Genomic DNA, 17,545 nt, shown 5'->3' with positions numbered 1-17,545 from the left:
CATGATTATGAATCAAAGAACAATACAAGTAGATGCTTTAGAAAGCGAAGCAATTTTTATTTTTAGAGAAGTAGTAGCACAGTTCGAAAAACCGGTGTTATTATTTTCTGGAGGAAAAGATAGTATAACGTTAGTAAGATTAGCGCAGAAAGCATTTTATCCAGCAAAAATTCCATTTCCTTTAATGCATATAGATACAGGTCATAATTTTCCTGAAACTATCGAATTTAGAGATCGTTTAACCCAAGAATTAGGTGTTGAATTAATCGTGAGAAACGTGCAAGACAATATCGACAATGGAACAGTAAAGGAAGAAACTGGTAGATATGCAAGTAGAAATATGTTGCAAACTGAAACATTATTAGATGCCATTGAAGAATTTGGTTTTGATGCATGTATTGGTGGCGCAAGAAGAGATGAAGAAAAAGCAAGAGCAAAAGAAAGAATCTTTTCAGTAAGAGATGATTTTGGGCAATGGGATGAAAAAAACCAACGTCCAGAAGTGTTTGATATGTTAAATGGAAAGATAGATTTAGGTCAGAACGTACGTGTTTTTCCAATTTCTAATTGGACAGAATTAGACGTTTGGTCTTACATCAAAAAAGAAAATATCGAAATTCCTTCTATTTATTTCGCACACAAAAGAAACACTTTTTTAAGAGACGGTCTTATTTGGTCTGCAGACGATGCCGTTGTTTTTAGAGACGAAGAAGAAGAAGTTGTAGAAAGAATGGTTCGTTTTAGAACGGTTGGCGATATGAGTTGTACTGCCGCAGTTTTATCTCACGCAGTAGATATTGCAAAAGTGGTCGAAGAAATTAGAGATTCCTCCATTTCAGAAAGAGGTGCAAGAATCGACGATAAACGTTCGGAAGCCGCAATGGAAAAGAGAAAACAGCAAGGATATTTTTAGAATTATTTGGGCGTTTTAACGGGCTTTCCACTATATCTTTTTTTGAAAAAACAAAAAAAGGATGCCGTTTCAATCCCTAACGCAATAATTAAAAAACATTTTGCAAGATTCAAAAGCTTGTAAATATCAATAAAAAGAATACGAATTAAGCGATTAGTCATAAGCTAATAGCGAACAGCATAAAAGAAATGAACGTATTAAAAATAGCAACAGCAGGAAGTGTAGATGATGGTAAAAGTACCTTAATTGGGCGTTTATTATACGACACAAAATCGTTAACTGACGATAAGTTAGAGGCGATTGAAGAAAAAAGCAAACAAAGAGGTTTCGATTATTTAGATTTCTCTTTAGCAACAGACGGTTTGGTAGCAGAAAGAGAACAAGGAATTACTATTGATGTTGCTCACATTTACTTTTCAACAAGAAAAAAGAGTTTTATAATTGCAGATACTCCAGGTCATATAGAATATACCAGAAACATGGTTACTGGTGCTTCAACAGCACAAGCTTCTATTGTTTTAATTGATGCAAGAAATGGTGTTGTAGAACAAACGTATCGTCACTTTTTCATCAATAATTTATTACGAATTAAAGATGTTGTAATTGCTATTAATAAAATGGATTTGGTCGATTTTTCAGAAGAAAAATACAACATTATAAAAGGAGAAATCGAATATTTAGCCAGCAAAAGCGAATATAAAAATCAGAATTTAACGTTTATTCCATTATCTGCTTTAAAAGGTGATAATGTTGTTTCTGCATCAGAAAATATGCCTTGGTATAAAGGAGAAACATTAATGCATCATTTAGAAAGATTAGATGCAGAAGATGTGCAAGAGGAAACTCAAGTTCGTTTTCCTGTGCAAACAGTAATTAGACCAAAAACAGAAGAATACCACGATTTTAGAGGATATGCTGGTAAAATTTACGGAGGAGATTTAGAAATTGGAGATGAAGTTTCTGTATTACCTTCTCAAACAAAATCGAAAATAAAAAGTATTCATTTTTTTAATGAAGAGTTCGCAAAAGCAAAAAGCGGAAGTTCTGTAACCATCACTTTAGAAGATAATGTGAATGTGAGTAGAGGAGATATGTTGGTAAAAGTTGCAGAAGAACCAACAATTACAAAGCAAATAAATGCTACTATTTGTTGGATGGATAAAGAGCCATTGCAAGCGTCTCAAAAATATTATATCAAACATGGTGTAAATGACGCGCAAGCAAAAATTACGCAATTAAATACAATTATTAAGACGGATTTCTCTGGGAAAATAGAAAATCCATCAGCATTAGAATTAAACCAAATAGGAGATATTCAATTAAAATTAAGCAAACCTTTATTGGTAGATGCTTACAATCAAAACAAATCAAATGGATCGTTTATTTTAATCAATCCAAAAACAAATAATACAGTTGGAGTCGGTTTTATCCGATAAATAAAAGAAGATTATGCAAAGTTTTAGAACCGAAATAGAAAACCCAGTTGTAGAAAAAGACATTCTGGAATTAGAGAGAAAAATTCAACTTTTTAAAGAAGGTAAAATAGACGAAGAACGTTTTAGAAGTTTACGTTTGGCAAGAGGAGTTTATGGTCAGCGTCAATTTGGTGTTCAAATGATTCGTATAAAATTACCTTACGGAAAAGTAACCAGCGAACAATTACACAGAATTTCTGATGTTTCAGACGAATATTCTCGTGGAAGATTGCATATCACTACAAGACAAGATATTCAAATTCATCATGTGAGTTTAGATAGAACTCCAGAATTGTGGGCGCAATTAGAAAAGGACGATATTACATTGCGTGAAGCATGTGGAAATGCGGTTAGAAATATTACAGCATCAGAAACTGCAGGAATAGATATTAATGAACCTTTTGATGTTTCACCTTATGCAGATGCAACTTTTAAATTCTTTTTAAGAAACCCAATTTGTCAAGAAATGGGACGTAAATTTAAAATGTCTTTTTCAGGAACAGATGATGATACTGCAATTAGTTTTATTCACGATTTAGGTTTTATAGCCAAAGTAAAAACTGAAAACGGAGTTACTAAAAAAGGTTTTAAAGTCTTATTAGGTGGAGGTTTAGGTTCGCAACCAAGACACGCAGATGTTATTTACGAATTTTTAGAAGAAGATGTTTTAATTCCTACAATCGAAGGAGTTTTAAGAATTTTCGACAGATTTGGAGAACGTGCAAAAAGAGCAAAAGCAAGATTAAAATTTTTAGTAAAAGATTTAGGTGTTGAAGCGTTTTTAGAGTTGGTTTCTGCGGAAGTAAATGCGTTAGAAAACAAAACTTTTAAAGTTGATATAACTGCTTTTGAACAACCAATCATTTTTCAAGAAACAGCAATTCCTTCAGTAAAAATTGAAGACGAAGTTGCTTATAAAAAATGGAAAGAAACTAATGTAATTCCACAAAAACAAGAAGGTTTATTTGCCATCGGTTTAAAAATACATTTAGGAGATTTTTACACACCAAAAGCAAGATTGTTAGCAGATTTAGTTAAAAAATACGGAGCAAATGAAATCCGTTTGACTTTAAGACAGAATATTTTAATTCGTCATATTAGGTCAGCATTATTACCATTTTTCTATGTTGAATTGCAAAAATTAGGTTTCGCAAAGGCAGGTTATAATTCTACAGCAGATATTACAGCTTGTCCTGGAACAGATACGTGTAATTTAGGAATTTCAAGCAGTACAGGAATTGCAGTGGAGTTAGAAAAAGTATTGGAAGAAGAATATCCAAATTACTTAAATAACAAAGAAATTGCCATTAAAATTAGTGGTTGTATGAATGCTTGTGGGCAACATAATATGGCACATATTGGTTTTCAAGGAATGTCTATTAAAGTAGGAAATTTACAAGCACCAGCATTACAAATTTTAATTGGTGGAGGAATTTTAGGTGATGGAAAAGGTCGTTTTTCAGACAAATTGGTAAAAGTACCAAGTAAAAGAGGGCCAGAATCTTTGCGTATTTTATTGAATGATGTTGAAGAAAATCAGCAAGAAAAAGAGACTTTTTTACAATATTACGATAGACAAGGAAAAACTTATTTCTACGATTTATTAAAAGGATTGCAAGATACCACCAATTTAGAACCAAGCGATTTTATCGATTGGGGACATTCAGAAAACTACGTAAAAGCAATTGGAGTAGGAGAATGTGCAGGAGTTGTTATCGATTTAATTGCAACACTTTTATTTGAAAGTGAAGAAAAAATCACCAATTCAGAAGAGGCGTTAAAGGAAAATCAGTTTTCAGATAGTATTTATCACGCATATACATCTTTGGTAAATACAGCAAAAGCATTATTGATTGCCGAAAATGTAAAAACAAATACACAAGCAGTAATTATTTCTGATTTTCAGAAGCATTTTGTAGACACTAATAAATTCGAATTAAATGGTTCTTTTGAAGATTTAGTGTATCAAATAAAAAAAGAAGCACCAACCAAAACGTTTGCAGAAAGTTATTTGAATGATGCAAAATCATTTTATAAAAAAGCAGATGCGTTTAGAAAACAAGAAGTAAGTCATGTATAATAAAACACCAAAATTAACAGTAGTTGGCGCTGGTCCTGGAGATGTAGATTTAATCACATTAAAAGCAGTAAAAGTTTTAAAAAAGGCAGATGTTGTTTTGTATGATGCTTTGGTAAACGAAGAATTATTAGACTTTATAAACCCAAATGCAGAACTAATTTTTGTTGGAAAAAGAAGAGGTTGTTACAGATATCAGCAAGAACAAATTAACGAGTTAATTGTTGCAAGAGCAAAAACACACGGACATGTAGTTCGCTTAAAAGGTGGAGATCCTTTCATTTTTGGAAGAGGAGCAGAAGAAATGGAATTTGCAGCAAGTTTCGGAATAGAAACTGCAATGGTTCCAGGAATTTCGTCTTCATTGGCAGTTCCTGCGTATCAAAATATTCCAGTTACAAAACGTGGAAGCGCAGAAAGTTTTTGGGTAATTACAGGAACAACAAAAGAGCATAAATTATCGAATGATGTTGCATTGGCTGCAAAATCGAATGCAACAGTTGTGGTTTTAATGGGAATGGGAAAATTGCCAGAAATCATTAAACTATTTCAACAAGAAAATAAAAACGATTTGCCAGTTGCTATCATTCAAAATGGAACAAGAAGTAACGAAAAAGTAGGAATTGGAACTGTAGATACCATTTTAGAGGTGGTTAAAGAAAAAGAATTAACTAATCCTGCAATTATTGTTTTGGGTGAAGTTGTGAATCATAGAGCAGTTTTAGCGAATGTACAAGAAGAATATTCAAGAGAATTAATTGCTTCATAATGGAACAAAACGAATTATATCCAATTTTTTTAAAAACGAATCAATTAGAAACCCTAATTGTTGGTGGAGGTTTTGTGGCATTAGAGAAATTATCTTTTTTGTTGAAGTCGAGTCCTAATTCGAAAGTAACAATGGTTTCTCCCTTTTTTAGAGAAGAAACTCAAGAATTGGCGAATAAATTTGGAATAAAAATGATTGTTGATAAGTATGAAAAATCATATTTATCAAACAAACATATAGTTGTTGCCACGACAGATAATGTTGATGTAAATATTGAAGTTTACAAAGATTGTAAAGAACAAAACATATTGGTAAATGTTGCTGATAATCCTCCATATTGCGATTTTTATATGGGTGGAATTGTAACCAAAGGAAATGTAAAAATAGCTATTTCTACAAACGGAAAATCGCCAACAACTGCCAAAAGATTACGTCAGTTTTTTGAAGATGTAATTCCAAATAATATTGATGATTTAGTTAAGAATCTAAACGAATACAGAAAATCGATCAAAGGAAATTTTGAAGAAAAAGTAGAAAAACTAAACGAATTCACGAAGAGTTTAGTTGAATAAAAATATTAGAAATTAAAGATTATGATTACAACAGATATACTAATTATTGGAGCTGGTCCAACAGGATTATTTACAGTTTTTGAAGCAGGTTTATTAAAACTCAAATGTCATTTAATTGATGCTTTACCACAACCAGGAGGACAATGTTCAGAAATTTATCCGAAGAAACCAATTTATGATATTCCAGCATATCCAGAAATTTTAGCAGGAGATTTAACGCATAAATTAATAGAACAAAGTAAGCAATTTGAGCCTGGTTTTACATTAGGTGAAAGAGCCCAAACAATCGATAAACAAGATGATGGTACATTTATTGTAACTACAAATAAAGGCACAAAACATCATGCAAAAATTGTTGCAATTGCAGGTGGTTTAGGTTCTTTTGAGCCAAGAAAACCATTAATTCCTAATATTGCAGATTTCGAAGATAAAGGAGTAGAATACATTATTAAAGAACCAGAATTTTACAGAGATAAAAAAGTAGTTATTTCTGGTGGTGGAGATTCTGCTTTAGATTGGGCAATTTTCTTATCTAATATTGCATCAGAAGTAACTTTAATTCACAGAAGAAATGAATTTAGAGGCGCTTTAGATTCTGTTGAAAAAGCACAAGAATTAAAGAATTTAGGAAAGATAAATATTATAACACCTGCAGAAGTAAAAGGAATTTTAGGAACAGATAAAGTAACAGGAGTTGCTGTAGAGAAAAAAGGTGAAGATGCTTTTATTATAGATACAGATCATTTTATTCCACTTTTCGGATTGTCACCAAAGTTAGGCCCAATAGGAGATTGGGGATTAGAAATCGAGAAGAATGCTATTAAAGTAAACAACGCTTTAGACTATCAAACAAACATACCAGGAATTTACGCAATTGGAGATGTAAACACCTATCCAGGAAAATTAAAATTGATTTTATGCGGATTTCATGAAGCAACTTTAATGTGTCAGAGTGCATACAAAAGAATCTTTCCAGATAAGAAATATGTAATGAAATATACAACAGTTGGTGGTGTAGATGGTTTTGATGGAACAAGAAAAGAAGCACCAAAAGCTGTAGTAAAAGCAATTCAGTAACAAATTATTGATAGGTTTGCGTAACTTTGCAGACAGAACTAAAAAGTAGTATCAAAATGCAAGATGTAAATCTTAAAATAACAGACAGAAATGGAGTAACTCACGATGTGATTGCGCCAACAGATATGGCAATGAATCTAATGGAAGTTGTTCGTTCGTACGAATTGGCAGAAGAAGGAACTATTGGTATTTGTGGAGGAATGGCAATGTGTGCTTCGTGTCAATGTTATGTAAAATCAGATCACGAATTACCAGAAATGTCTGATGATGAAGATGCAATGTTAGCAGAAGCTTTTAATGTAGAGGATAATAGTAGATTGGGTTGTCAGATTCAAATTACGCCAGAAATTAATGGTTTAGAAGTAGAATTAGCGCCAGAATCATAATTAAAAATGAAAGAAGTAGCACAAAAAGTTCCCGTAAAAAATTACAGTATGTGTTTAAGAGATGCTGTAGAAGTTTTTACAAAAGAACTTATAAATTGTCTGTTTGATAAAAATTATCAAGAGGAAAAAGGTGCAGAAACTAAAAATAAATTCTTCAAGATTTTAGAAAGATTGTCTATTAATAATGAAGATTGTTCTTGGTCGGCTTTTGAAAATTCATTTCCAGAATTAAGAAGAAAATTAGATTTAGATGCTTTGTTTGCTTTAAATAGCGATCCTGCTGCAAAAAGTTTAAGAGAAGTTTATTTGGCTTATCCAGGTTTTTATGCAATTGCGGTTTATAGATTAAGCAATCAATTGTTAAAACAAGAAATTCCTGTTTTACCAAGAATGATGAGCGAATTTGCACACGGAGCAACAGGAACAGATATTCATCCTGGAGCAGAAATTGGAGATTCGTTTTTTATAGATCACGCAACAGGAATTGTAATTGGAGAAACCACCATCATCAAAAATAATGTAACTATTTTTCAAGGAGTTACTTTAGGTGGAATCCAAGTAAAGAAAAGTATGGCGTCTACAAAACGTCATCCAACTATAGAAAACAATGTAATTATTTACGCAAATGCTACTATTTTAGGAGGAGATGTTGTTATTGGAGAGAATTCAATAATTGGAGCAAATGTGTGTATTACAGAAACTGTTCTTGAAAATTCGGTAGTAACTGTGCAAGCAGAAAATAAAATTTTTCAAAGAAATTAAGATGAAGACTAAAAGTATTATAGATTTTGTTGGAAACACACCTTTGGTGGAAGCGCAACAGATTTTTAAAAAAGAAGGAGTTACATTATTGCTGAAATTAGAAGGTAATAATCCTGGAGGAAGCGTAAAAGATAGAGCTGCTTATAATATGATTTCTGAAGCTTTAAGAAGAAAAAATATTAAAAAAGGAGATACTTTAGTAGAAGCAACAAGTGGAAACACAGGAATTGCACTGGCTTTAATGGCTAAAGTTTTAGGAGTGAATATGGTGTTAGTAATGCCAGAAAATTCTACCATAGAAAGAGTAAAAACCATGCGTGCTTATGGAGCAAAAGTACATTTAACTCCACAAGAATCTGGTATGGAAGGTTCTATAGATTATGCCTTAAAATTAAAATACAAAAAAGGGTATTTTAGGTTGAATCAGTTTGATAATACAGATAATTCTAAAGCACATTACAAAACTACAGGACCAGAAATTTGGAGAGATACTGAAGGAGAAGTAACGCATTTTGTTTCTGCAATGGGAACTACTGGAACAATTATGGGTGTTTCAGATTATTTAAAAGAGCAAAATAAAAATATTACAATTATTGGTGCACAACCTAAAGACGGAGCTAAAATTCCAGGAATTAGAAAATGGCCAGAAGAATATCTACCAGCAATTTTCAATAGAAATAAAGTTGACGAAGTAATAGAAGTTAGTGAAGAAGAGTCTAAAGAAATGACTCAAAGATTGGCTGCAGAAGAAGGGATTTTTGCAGGAATGAGTAGTGGAGGTTCTGTTGCAACAGCAATAAAAGTTGCCGAAAAATTAGATAAAGGTGTAGTTGTGGCAATTATTTGCGATAGAGGAGATCGTTATTTGTCTTCCACTCTTTTTGAAAAAGAATAGATTTTTAAATGTATAAATACTGCAAATAAAAAAATAATCCGTTTATTTGCAGTATAGTTCATAAACTTATTGATTTACGTTATCACGAAAGGCAGAGGGATTAGACCCGTTGAAGCCTTGGCAACCTCTCACTTATGAGAAAGGTGCTACATTCTACAAGCTTTGGCTTGAAAGATAACAGCGAAAAAAACACCTTTCCTGATGACATATATTGATAAAAATATCAAAAAATGTCAAATATTTACAAAGCATTACAAGAACGAATTTTAGTTTTAGACGGCGCCATGGGTACCATGTTGCAGGCTTATAAATTCACTGAAGAAGATTTTAGAGGAGAACGCTTTAAAGACTACCCAACACCATTGCAAGGAAATAACGATTTGTTATCTATTACGCAACCAGAAGCAATAAAAACCATTCATGGAAAATATTTTGAAGCAGGTGCAGATATTATAGAAACCAACACTTTTTCTGGAACTACAATTGCAATGGCAGATTATCAAATGGAAGATTTGGTATATGAATTAAACTATCAATCTGCAAAAATAGCCAAAGAAGTTGCAGATGAATTTACAGCAAAAGAACCTCACAAACCTCGTTTTGTAGCAGGTTCAATTGGTCCAACAAACAGAACAGCAAGTATGTCTCCAGATGTGAATGATCCTGGATATAGAGCTGTAACTTTCGATGAATTAAGAATCGCATACAAACAACAAACAGAAGCATTAATCGATGGTGGTGCAGATTTATTATTAGTAGAAACCGTTTTCGATACTTTAAACGCAAAAGCAGCATTATTTGCGATTGAGCAGGTAAAAGAAGAAAGAAACATAGATATTCCTGTGATGTTAAGTGGAACAATTACAGATGCATCAGGAAGAACTTTATCTGGTCAAACTGCTGAAGCTTTTCTAATTTCTGTTTCTCATATTCCATTATTATCAGTCGGGTTTAATTGTGCTTTAGGAGCCAATTTATTACAACCACATTTAGAAGCAATTGCAAATAAAACAGATTATGCGATTTCTGCTCATCCAAACGCAGGATTGCCAAATGCTTTTGGAGAATATGATGAAACTGCCGAAGAAATGGGAGAACAAATTGAAGAATATTTAAAGAAAAATCTAATCAATATTATTGGTGGTTGTTGTGGAACAAGTCCAGAACATATTCGTGAGATTGCGAAGATTGCTTCAAAATATAAACCGAGAAAAGCAGATGCTTTGAACTCGGTTGAAAGTGCTAATTAAAAGGGAAGAAAGAAGATGAAAGTGAAACAAAATAAATACATGAAATTGTCTGGTTTAGAACCTCTGGTTTTAAACGAAAACAGCAATTTTATAAATGTAGGCGAACGTACAAATGTTGCTGGTTCTCGTAAATTTCTACGCTTGATAAAAGAAGAAAAATACGATGAAGCATTAGACATTGCAAGACATCAAGTAGATGGTGGTGCCCAAATTATCGATATTAATTTCGATGATGGATTAATTGACGGAAAAGAAGCAATGATTCGTTTCCTAAACTTAATTGCTGCAGAACCAGATATTTGTAGAGTCCCAATTATGATTGATAGTTCCAAATGGGAAATCATAGAAGCTGGTTTACAAGTTGTACAAGGAAAATGTGTGGTAAATTCTATTTCCTTAAAAGAAGGAGAAGAAAAGTTTATTTGGGAAGCAAAACAAATAAAACGCTATGGAGCAGCAGTAATTGTAATGGCTTTTGATGAAGAAGGTCAGGCAGATAATTACGATAGAAGAATAGAAATTGCCAAACGTTCTTATGACGTTTTGGTAAATAAAGTTGGTTTTCCAAGTGAAGACATCATTTTCGATTTGAATATTTTTCCTGTAGCAACAGGAATGGACGAACATAGAAGAAATGCCATCGATTTTATTGAAGCAACAAGATGGGTAAGACAAAATTTACCAAATGTTTCTGTAAGTGGAGGTGTAAGTAATGTGTCGTTTTCGTTTAGAGGAAATGACGGAGTTAGAGAGGCAATGCATTCTGTATTTTTATATTATGCGATCCAAGCTGGTATGAATATCGGAATTGTAAATCCTGCTTTGTTGGAGGTTTATGATGATATTCCTAAGGAATTATTAGAACATGTAGAAGACGTAATTTTAGACAGAAGAGAAGACGCAACTGAACGATTATTAGATTTAGCAGAAACAGTAAAAGGTTCTAAAAAAGAAAAAGTTGCAGATTTATCTTGGAGAGAAAATACACTACAAGAAAGAATTACTCACGCTTTAGTAAAAGGAATAGATGCTTTTATTATTGAAGATGTGGAGCAAGCAAGACAAGAAGCAGAAAAACCAATTGAAGTTATCGAAGGTCATTTAATGATTGGTATGAATGTGGTTGGAGATTTATTTGGCGCAGGAAAAATGTTTTTGCCACAAGTTGTAAAATCTGCTCGTGTAATGAAAAAAGCGGTTTCTTATTTAAATCCGTTTATTGAAGCAGAAAAAGGAGACAAACAAGAACCTGTTGGTAAAATTTTAATGGCAACTGTAAAAGGTGACGTTCATGATATTGGTAAAAATATTGTGAGTGTTGTACTTGCTTGTAATAACTACGAAATTGTAGATTTAGGTGTAATGGTTCCACCAGAAAAAATCATACAAACTGCTATTGACGAACGTGTTGATGCAATTGGTTTATCTGGTTTAATTACACCTTCTTTAGATGAAATGGTGTATTTGGCTAAAGAAATGCAACGTCAGAATTTTGTATTGCCTTTATTGATTGGTGGTGCAACAACATCCAAAGCGCATACAGCTGTTAAGATAGATACACAATATAAAAATGCAGTGGTTCATGTAAATGATGCAAGTAGAGCAGTAACTGTTGTTGGAGATTTGTTGAACAAAAAATCGAGCCATTTATATACAGCCAAATTAAAGAAAGATTACGACGAGTTTAGAACCAAGTTTCTAAAACGAGGAAAAGAAAAATCTTATATTTCTATTACTGAAGCAAGAAAAAGAAAATATAAAATTGATTGGGAAACTTCGGAAATTAAGAAGCCGAACGAATTAGGAATTCAGGTTTTAAAACAATTGAGTTTAAAAGAATTATTGCCATTTATAGATTGGAGTCCGTTTTTTAGAAGTTGGGATTTACATGGGAAGTTCCCAGACATTCTAACAGATAAAGTAGTTGGAGAACAAGCGACAATAATGTATGCAGAAGCTCAAGAAATGATCAAAGAAATCATTGCAAAACAATTATTAAAACCAAAAGCAGTTTTCGGTTTGTTTGAAGCAAACTCTATAAATGATGATGATATTTCGGTTCAGAAAAAAGGTGAAGAAGTTGCCATTTTTAGAACTTTACGTCAGCAATTAAAGAAAAGAGAAGGAATTCCAAACCATGCATTAGCAGATTTTATTGCGCCAAAAGAAACCAATAAAACCGATTATATGGGCGCATTTGCTGTCGGTATTTTTGGAGCGCAAGAATTGGCAGAAAGTTACAGAGCAAAAGAAGACGATTACAATGCAATTATGGCGCAAGCAATTGCAGACAGGTTTGCAGAAGCAATGGCAGAATATTTACACAAACAAATTAGAGTAAAACATTGGGGATATTCGTCAGACGAAACTTTAACAAACGACGATTTAATAAAAGAAAATTACAAAGGAATTAGACCAGCACCAGGTTATCCTGCGTGTCCAGATCATTTAGAAAAAGAAACCATTTGGGATTTATTAAGCGTCGAAGAAAACATAGGAGTCACTTTAACAGAAAGTTTAGCAATGTGGCCAGCAGCAGCAGTATCTGGATATTATTTTGCAAATAAAGAAGCAAAATATTTTGGTTTAGGAAAAATTACAGACGATCAAGTAACCGATTATTCCACAAGAAAAGGAATCACAAAAGAGAAAGCAAGAAAGTGGTTGCATCCAACTTTAGCAGAGGAAAGCCCATCTTAATCTTCCCAAAGGGAAGAAACACTCTTGTGTAAATTAGTTTGCAAAGAGTTTTGATGATGAATAAAGTTGCTAAATAAGTAGCGTTAGCGATTGAAACGACATCCTTTTTGCTTTTTCAGCAAAAAGATATAGTGTAAAGCGCGACCTTTTTAGGGAACGCCCAAATAAAGTATTAATAACATAAAATACCCGCGACAATTTTCCCTCCTTTGGAGGGATTAAGGGAGGCCTATTATGAAGATTACAGAACACATTAAAAAAGCAGACGGAAAAACATTGTTTTCATTTGAAATTATTCCGCCAAAAAAGGGAAATAACATCAATGATTTATACAATAATATAGATCCGTTAATGGAGTTTAATCCGCCATTTATAGACGTTACAACTTCAAGAGAAGAGTATGTTTACATAAATAAAGGAGAAGGTTTATTAGATAGAAAAATAACAAGAATGCGTCCTGGAACTGTAGGTATTTGTGCAGCAATTAAGCATAAATACAATGTAGACACTGTACCACACGTATTATGTGGAGGTTTTACAAAAGAAGAAACAGAATACGTTTTAGTAGATTGCCATTATTTAGGAATCGACAATGTAATGGCTTTGAGAGGAGATGCAATGAGTCATCAAAAATATTTTACGCCAAATGAAGGTGGAAATCATTACGCAACAGATTTGGTAAAACAGATCAATGATTTAAACTGTGGAAAGTATTTACACGATGTAATTGAAGCGACAAATAAGGCAGATTTTTGTATAGGAGTTGCAGGTTACCCAGAAAAACATTTAGAAGCACCATCTTTACAAACCGATTTAAAACGTTTAAAAGAAAAAGTAGATGCTGGTGCAGATTACGTAGTTACACAGATGTTTTTCGATAATCAAAAATATTTTGCGTTTGTAGAAGCTGCAAAAGAAGCCGGAATTAATGTGCCAATTATTCCAGGAATTAAGCCAATTGCAGTAAAGCGTCATTTGCAATTATTACCTCAAGTTTTTAAAATCGATTTACCCGAAACTTTAATTTCGTCTGTCGAAAATTGTAAGACAAATAAAGACGTTCGCCAAGTTGGTATTGAGTGGGCAATTCAGCAATCGAAAGAATTATTGGCGGCAGGAGTACCAGTTTTGCACTATTATTCTATGGGAAAAAGCGATAATGTACATGCAATAGCATCCGAATTATTTTAAAGTATTTTGGGCGTTCCCTAAAAAGGTCGGGCTTTCGCTACTCGCTTTTTTTGTAAAAACAAAAAAGAGCTCAAACAAACCGCTCAATCCCTAACGCGCTTACTCAAATTAAATTCAGCTAATATTATAATTAGTTACAATCAACTGTAATAATAAATACAATTGATAGACAAATAGTAAAAAGTAATTTTTTAGAAATATAGAAAGTAAATAAATTGTTTACTTTTGTAATACAAAACTGAAATAAGAATTTAAAAATATAAAAAATGGCATTAGAAATAACAGACGCAAATTTTGAAGAATTAGTATTAAAATCAGACAAGCCAGTATTGGTAGATTTCTGGGCAGCTTGGTGTGGACCATGTAGAATGGTTGGACCAATTGTAGATGAAATTCATGCAGAATATGAAGGGAAAGCTGTAGTTGGTAAAGTAGATGTAGATGCAAACCAAGAATTTGCAGCAAAATACGGAGTAAGAAACATACCAACTGTTTTAATCTTTAAAAACGGAGAAGTAGTAGATAAGCAAGTAGGTGTTGCTCCAAAAAATACATATACAGGAAAAATTGATGCTGCTTTATAGTAACAATTAATATTTTATAATATTGGAAAGGTTTGGCGAATGCTGAACCTTTTTTTAATTTAGTGAAACTCAATTTTAAAAATTAGCAAAGCTAATTTTTAAAATTGCAAGTTGAACTAACCCCGCTTTTTAGCGGGGTCTTATGAATTTTGTTCTAATAATTTAATAATAACCAAAACTAATTTTTAAAATTGCAAGTTGAACTAACCCCGTATTTTGGCGAGGTCTTAGCATGTTTAATCTAATGGTTTTAAAATGATAAAGTTAAATTTAAGATTGTAAATAGAACAAATTCTGCATATTTGCAGAACTTGAATGTAAACCTAAATTAATGAAGAATTTATTATACCTATTCTGTTCCCTAATTATAATTTCCTGCAATAAAACTAACAATAAAACTGCTATTCTCGAAAAAGGAATTTCTTTAGAATTAGCACAGTTAAGAAAACAACAAATTTCAGACGTTAACTATCATTTAGATTTTAAAATTCCGAAGGAGAAAATAAGTCCTATTTCTTCTAAATTATTGTTAGAATTGTCTTTAAATAACCTTAAAGATGATTTAATTTTAGATTTTAACGAAAAAAAATCACATTTAAAATCATTAAAAGTAAATGGACAAACTTCAGAAGTAAAACACGAAAAAGAGCATTTAATTATTGATAAAAAATTACTTGTAAAAGGAAAAAATTCTATAGAAATATTTTTTAATGCAGGTGAAGTTTCTTTAAATAGAAATGAAGAATTTTTATATACTTTATTGGTGCCAGACAGAGCAAGTACGTTGTTTCCTTGTTTTGATCAGCCAGATATAAAAGCCAACTATAAACTACGAATAACTGCGCCAAAAGATTGGAAAGTATTGTGTGGAGGTTTTGAAGAAAGTGCCATAGAAATTGATAGTTTTACAGAGCATACGTTCGCTAAAACCGATTTAATGAGTACGTATTTGTTCTCTTTTGTCGCTGGAAAATTTACAGAAGAAACCAAAAACCCAGGTGCTTTTGATATGCGTTTTTTATACAGAGAAAATAACCAAGAAAAAATTGATGAAAGTGTGGGTGAAGTTTTTAAAATTCATCAAAATTCGTTAGATTTTTTAGAAGATTACACACAAGTTAAATTCCCTTTTCAAAAAATGGATTTCGCTGCAATACCGCCTTTTCAATATGGAGGAATGGAACATGTTGGCGCGATTCAATATAGAGCTTCCTCTTTATTTTTAGATAAAAATGCGACTCAAAACAGAAAATTAAGCAGGGCAAAATTAATTGCGCACGAAACTTCACACATGTGGTTTGGCGATTTGGTTACTATGAAGTGGTTTAACGATGTTTGGATGAAAGAGGTTTTTGCCAATTTTATGGCAGACAAAATTATGAATCCTGTTTTTCCAGAAATAAATCATAATTTAAGTTTTATGATGGCACATTACCCAAGTGCGTATTCAGAAGACAGAACAAAAGGCACAAATGCAATTCGTCAATATTTAGGAAATCTAAAAAATGCGGGTTCTTTGTATGGAAGAATTATTTACAACAAAGCACCAATTATGATGCGTCAATTGGAGTTTTTATTGGGAGAAGAAGCTTTTCAGCAAGGAATTCAAGAATATATAAAAACATATCAAAATTCAAATGCAGATTGGAATGAATTGGTTTCAATTTTAGATAAAAAATCTGCTGGCGATATTAAAAACTGGAGCGATGTTTGGGTAAATTCATCAGGAAGACCTGTTTTTTATGAAGAAATCGAGTTGAATGAAAAAGGAAATGTTACAAAGTTTGTAATTCATCAAAAAGCAGAAGATGGTTCAGATAAAATTTGGACACAATCTTTTAGAATTCAATTATTAGATGAAAGAGGTTATTTGAAGAACATCAATATAAAAAATATGGGCAAATCTTTTGACATTACTTCAGCTACAAAAGATTTTAAACCAGGGCAAGTTTTATACAACACAAACGGATTTGGTTATGGCGTTTTTCCTATTTATAAAGGTAAAATAGCTTCTTATAAAGATATTAAAGATGAAGTTTCAAGAGGATATCAATATATAAATTTATACGAAAATATGTTAAATGGAGAAGTATCTCCATTAGAAACCTACAATGTGTATTTAGAGGCAATTCAAAAAGAAGAAAACGAATTAATTACTGGTTATTTGTCAGGTAGAATTCAAAATATATTTTGGACTTTTTTAAATGAAGAAGAGCAAAAAGACATTCAGAATAGAACAGAAACAACTATTTTTAATTTGTTAGAAAGTGAGTTGCCAAAAAATATCAAAAGAACGCTTTTTGGATTGTACCAGTCTGTTGCATTTTCTGAAGTTGGAACAAGTAATTTATATGAAATTTGGTCTAAAAAGAAAAATATTGAAAACCTCTTTTTAAATGAAAACGATTACACTTCTTTAGCAATAAAGTTGGCAATTTTCAAGCATCCAAAAGCCAATGAAATTTTAGAAGAACAACAAACTCGAATTTCAAATCCCGATAGATTAGAACGTTTTAAATGGTTGTTGCCATCACTTTCAAATGATGAAAGTGTAAGAGATGAATTTATGAAATCGCTTTTACAAAAAGAAAATAGAGAGAAAGAATCTTGGGTGCAAAGTGCATTGAACAACATACATCATCCATTAAGACAAGGTTCTTCAACAAAACATTTAAAATCAATTTTAGAGAAGTTAGAAGAAGTACAGTTAACAGGCGATATTTTCTTTCCAAAAGGTTGGTTGGCAAGTTCTATTGGAAATTATTCATCAAAAGAAGCGTTTGACATTTTAAGCGAATTTTTAGATGAAAATCCGAATTACAATCCTATTTTAGAGAAAAAATTACTGCAAACAACAGATAATCTTTCGAGAGCCCAAGAAATTAAAAAATAAG

Annotated in this window: 14 protein-coding genes and 1 riboswitch; all 14 genes read left to right on the top strand. The window is 32.1% G+C overall.

Going from position 1 to position 17,545, the window contains the following annotated elements; genetic code table 11:
• The first annotated feature begins 7 nt into the window (after positions 1-7).
• Positions 8-913 carry a sulfate adenylyltransferase subunit CysD gene (gene cysD, locus H9W90_RS09685; RefSeq protein WP_088355361.1) on the top strand — a complete coding sequence of 302 codons (906 nt, stop codon included), beginning with the start codon at positions 8-10 and terminating at the stop codon, positions 911-913.
• A gap of 188 nt (positions 914-1,101) precedes the next feature.
• Entirely contained in the window at positions 1,102-2,349 is a 1,248-nt protein-coding gene (locus tag H9W90_RS09680; protein WP_187481403.1) for a sulfate adenylyltransferase subunit 1, read from the top strand.
• 13 nt (positions 2,350-2,362) lie between these two features.
• The gene (locus H9W90_RS09675; protein ID WP_187481402.1) at positions 2,363-4,468 is read left to right on the top strand and encodes a ferredoxin-like domain-containing protein; all 2,106 of its coding nucleotides are present in this window, start codon (positions 2,363-2,365) and stop codon (positions 4,466-4,468) included.
• A complete protein-coding gene (gene cobA / locus H9W90_RS09670) occupies positions 4,461-5,234 on the top strand; it encodes a uroporphyrinogen-III C-methyltransferase (protein WP_187481401.1) in 774 nt (257 codons plus the stop codon). Before H9W90_RS09675 ends, cobA begins: the two co-directional genes overlap by 8 nt.
• On the top strand, positions 5,234-5,806 hold the full coding sequence (locus tag H9W90_RS09665) for a precorrin-2 dehydrogenase/sirohydrochlorin ferrochelatase family protein (protein ID WP_187481400.1): 573 nt from the start codon (positions 5,234-5,236) through the stop codon (positions 5,804-5,806). Before cobA ends, H9W90_RS09665 begins: the two co-directional genes overlap by 1 nt.
• Before the next feature lie 21 nt (positions 5,807-5,827).
• The gene (locus H9W90_RS09660; RefSeq protein ID WP_088355366.1) at positions 5,828-6,883 is read left to right on the top strand and encodes an NAD(P)/FAD-dependent oxidoreductase; all 1,056 of its coding nucleotides are present in this window, start codon (positions 5,828-5,830) and stop codon (positions 6,881-6,883) included.
• Positions 6,884-6,939: 56 nt separating this feature from the next.
• Complete coding sequence (locus tag H9W90_RS09655; RefSeq protein ID WP_088355367.1) at positions 6,940-7,269, top strand: 2Fe-2S iron-sulfur cluster-binding protein; 330 nt, start codon at positions 6,940-6,942, stop codon at positions 7,267-7,269.
• A 6-nt stretch (positions 7,270-7,275) separates the two neighbouring features.
• Positions 7,276-8,031, top strand: a complete 756-nt coding sequence (gene epsC, locus H9W90_RS09650) for a serine O-acetyltransferase EpsC (RefSeq protein ID WP_088355368.1) — start codon at positions 7,276-7,278, stop codon at positions 8,029-8,031.
• A gap of 1 nt (position 8,032) precedes the next feature.
• Positions 8,033-8,926, top strand: coding sequence for a cysteine synthase CysM (cysM, locus tag H9W90_RS09645; protein WP_088355369.1), 894 nt, complete (start codon positions 8,033-8,035; stop codon positions 8,924-8,926).
• Positions 8,927-9,002: 76 nt separating this feature from the next.
• Positions 9,003-9,107: riboswitch (SAM riboswitch) on the top strand.
• A 49-nt stretch (positions 9,108-9,156) separates the two neighbouring features.
• Positions 9,157-10,176: a homocysteine S-methyltransferase family protein gene (locus H9W90_RS09640; protein WP_187481399.1), complete on the top strand. Its 1,020-nt coding sequence runs from the start codon at positions 9,157-9,159 to the stop codon at positions 10,174-10,176.
• Between the two features lie 15 nt (positions 10,177-10,191).
• Entirely contained in the window at positions 10,192-12,876 is a 2,685-nt protein-coding gene (gene metH, locus H9W90_RS09635; RefSeq protein ID WP_187481398.1) for a methionine synthase, read from the top strand.
• 234 nt (positions 12,877-13,110) lie between these two features.
• Entirely contained in the window at positions 13,111-14,067 is a 957-nt protein-coding gene (gene metF, locus H9W90_RS09630; protein WP_187481397.1) for a methylenetetrahydrofolate reductase [NAD(P)H], read from the top strand.
• A gap of 266 nt (positions 14,068-14,333) precedes the next feature.
• On the top strand, positions 14,334-14,651 hold the full coding sequence (gene trxA, locus H9W90_RS09625; RefSeq protein WP_187481396.1) for a thioredoxin: 318 nt from the start codon (positions 14,334-14,336) through the stop codon (positions 14,649-14,651).
• 331 nt (positions 14,652-14,982) lie between these two features.
• Positions 14,983-17,544 (top strand): M1 family metallopeptidase, encoded by a 2,562-nt coding sequence (locus tag H9W90_RS09620; RefSeq protein ID WP_187481395.1) that lies wholly within the window; start codon positions 14,983-14,985, stop codon positions 17,542-17,544.
• The last annotated feature ends 1 nt before the right edge of the window (position 17,545 follow it).

Source organism: Polaribacter pectinis, assembly GCF_014352875.1.
GTDB classification, from domain to species: Bacteria; Bacteroidota; Bacteroidia; order Flavobacteriales; family Flavobacteriaceae; genus Polaribacter; species Polaribacter pectinis.
This window is presented reverse-complemented; position numbering and strand designations above follow the sequence as displayed.

Excerpts from the sequence above, each read along its gene's own strand:
- cysD (WP_088355361.1), top strand. The coding sequence starts at position 8 with ATGAATCAAAGAACAATACAAGTAGATGCTTTAGAAAGCGAAGCAATT.
- H9W90_RS09680 (WP_187481403.1), top strand. The coding sequence starts at position 1,102 with ATGAACGTATTAAAAATAGCAACAGCAGGAAGTGTAGATGATGGTAAA.
- H9W90_RS09675 (WP_187481402.1), top strand. The coding sequence starts at position 2,363 with ATGCAAAGTTTTAGAACCGAAATAGAAAACCCAGTTGTAGAAAAAGAC.
- cobA (WP_187481401.1), top strand. The coding sequence starts at position 4,461 with ATGTATAATAAAACACCAAAATTAACAGTAGTTGGCGCTGGTCCTGGA.
- H9W90_RS09665 (WP_187481400.1), top strand. The coding sequence starts at position 5,234 with ATGGAACAAAACGAATTATATCCAATTTTTTTAAAAACGAATCAATTA.
- H9W90_RS09660 (WP_088355366.1), top strand. The coding sequence starts at position 5,828 with ATGATTACAACAGATATACTAATTATTGGAGCTGGTCCAACAGGATTA.
- H9W90_RS09655 (WP_088355367.1), top strand. The coding sequence starts at position 6,940 with ATGCAAGATGTAAATCTTAAAATAACAGACAGAAATGGAGTAACTCAC.
- epsC (WP_088355368.1), top strand. The coding sequence starts at position 7,276 with ATGAAAGAAGTAGCACAAAAAGTTCCCGTAAAAAATTACAGTATGTGT.
- cysM (WP_088355369.1), top strand. The coding sequence starts at position 8,033 with ATGAAGACTAAAAGTATTATAGATTTTGTTGGAAACACACCTTTGGTG.
- H9W90_RS09640 (WP_187481399.1), top strand. The coding sequence starts at position 9,157 with ATGTCAAATATTTACAAAGCATTACAAGAACGAATTTTAGTTTTAGAC.
- metH (WP_187481398.1), top strand. The coding sequence starts at position 10,192 with ATGAAAGTGAAACAAAATAAATACATGAAATTGTCTGGTTTAGAACCT.
- metF (WP_187481397.1), top strand. The coding sequence starts at position 13,111 with ATGAAGATTACAGAACACATTAAAAAAGCAGACGGAAAAACATTGTTT.
- trxA (WP_187481396.1), top strand. The coding sequence starts at position 14,334 with ATGGCATTAGAAATAACAGACGCAAATTTTGAAGAATTAGTATTAAAA.
- H9W90_RS09620 (WP_187481395.1), top strand. The coding sequence starts at position 14,983 with ATGAAGAATTTATTATACCTATTCTGTTCCCTAATTATAATTTCCTGC.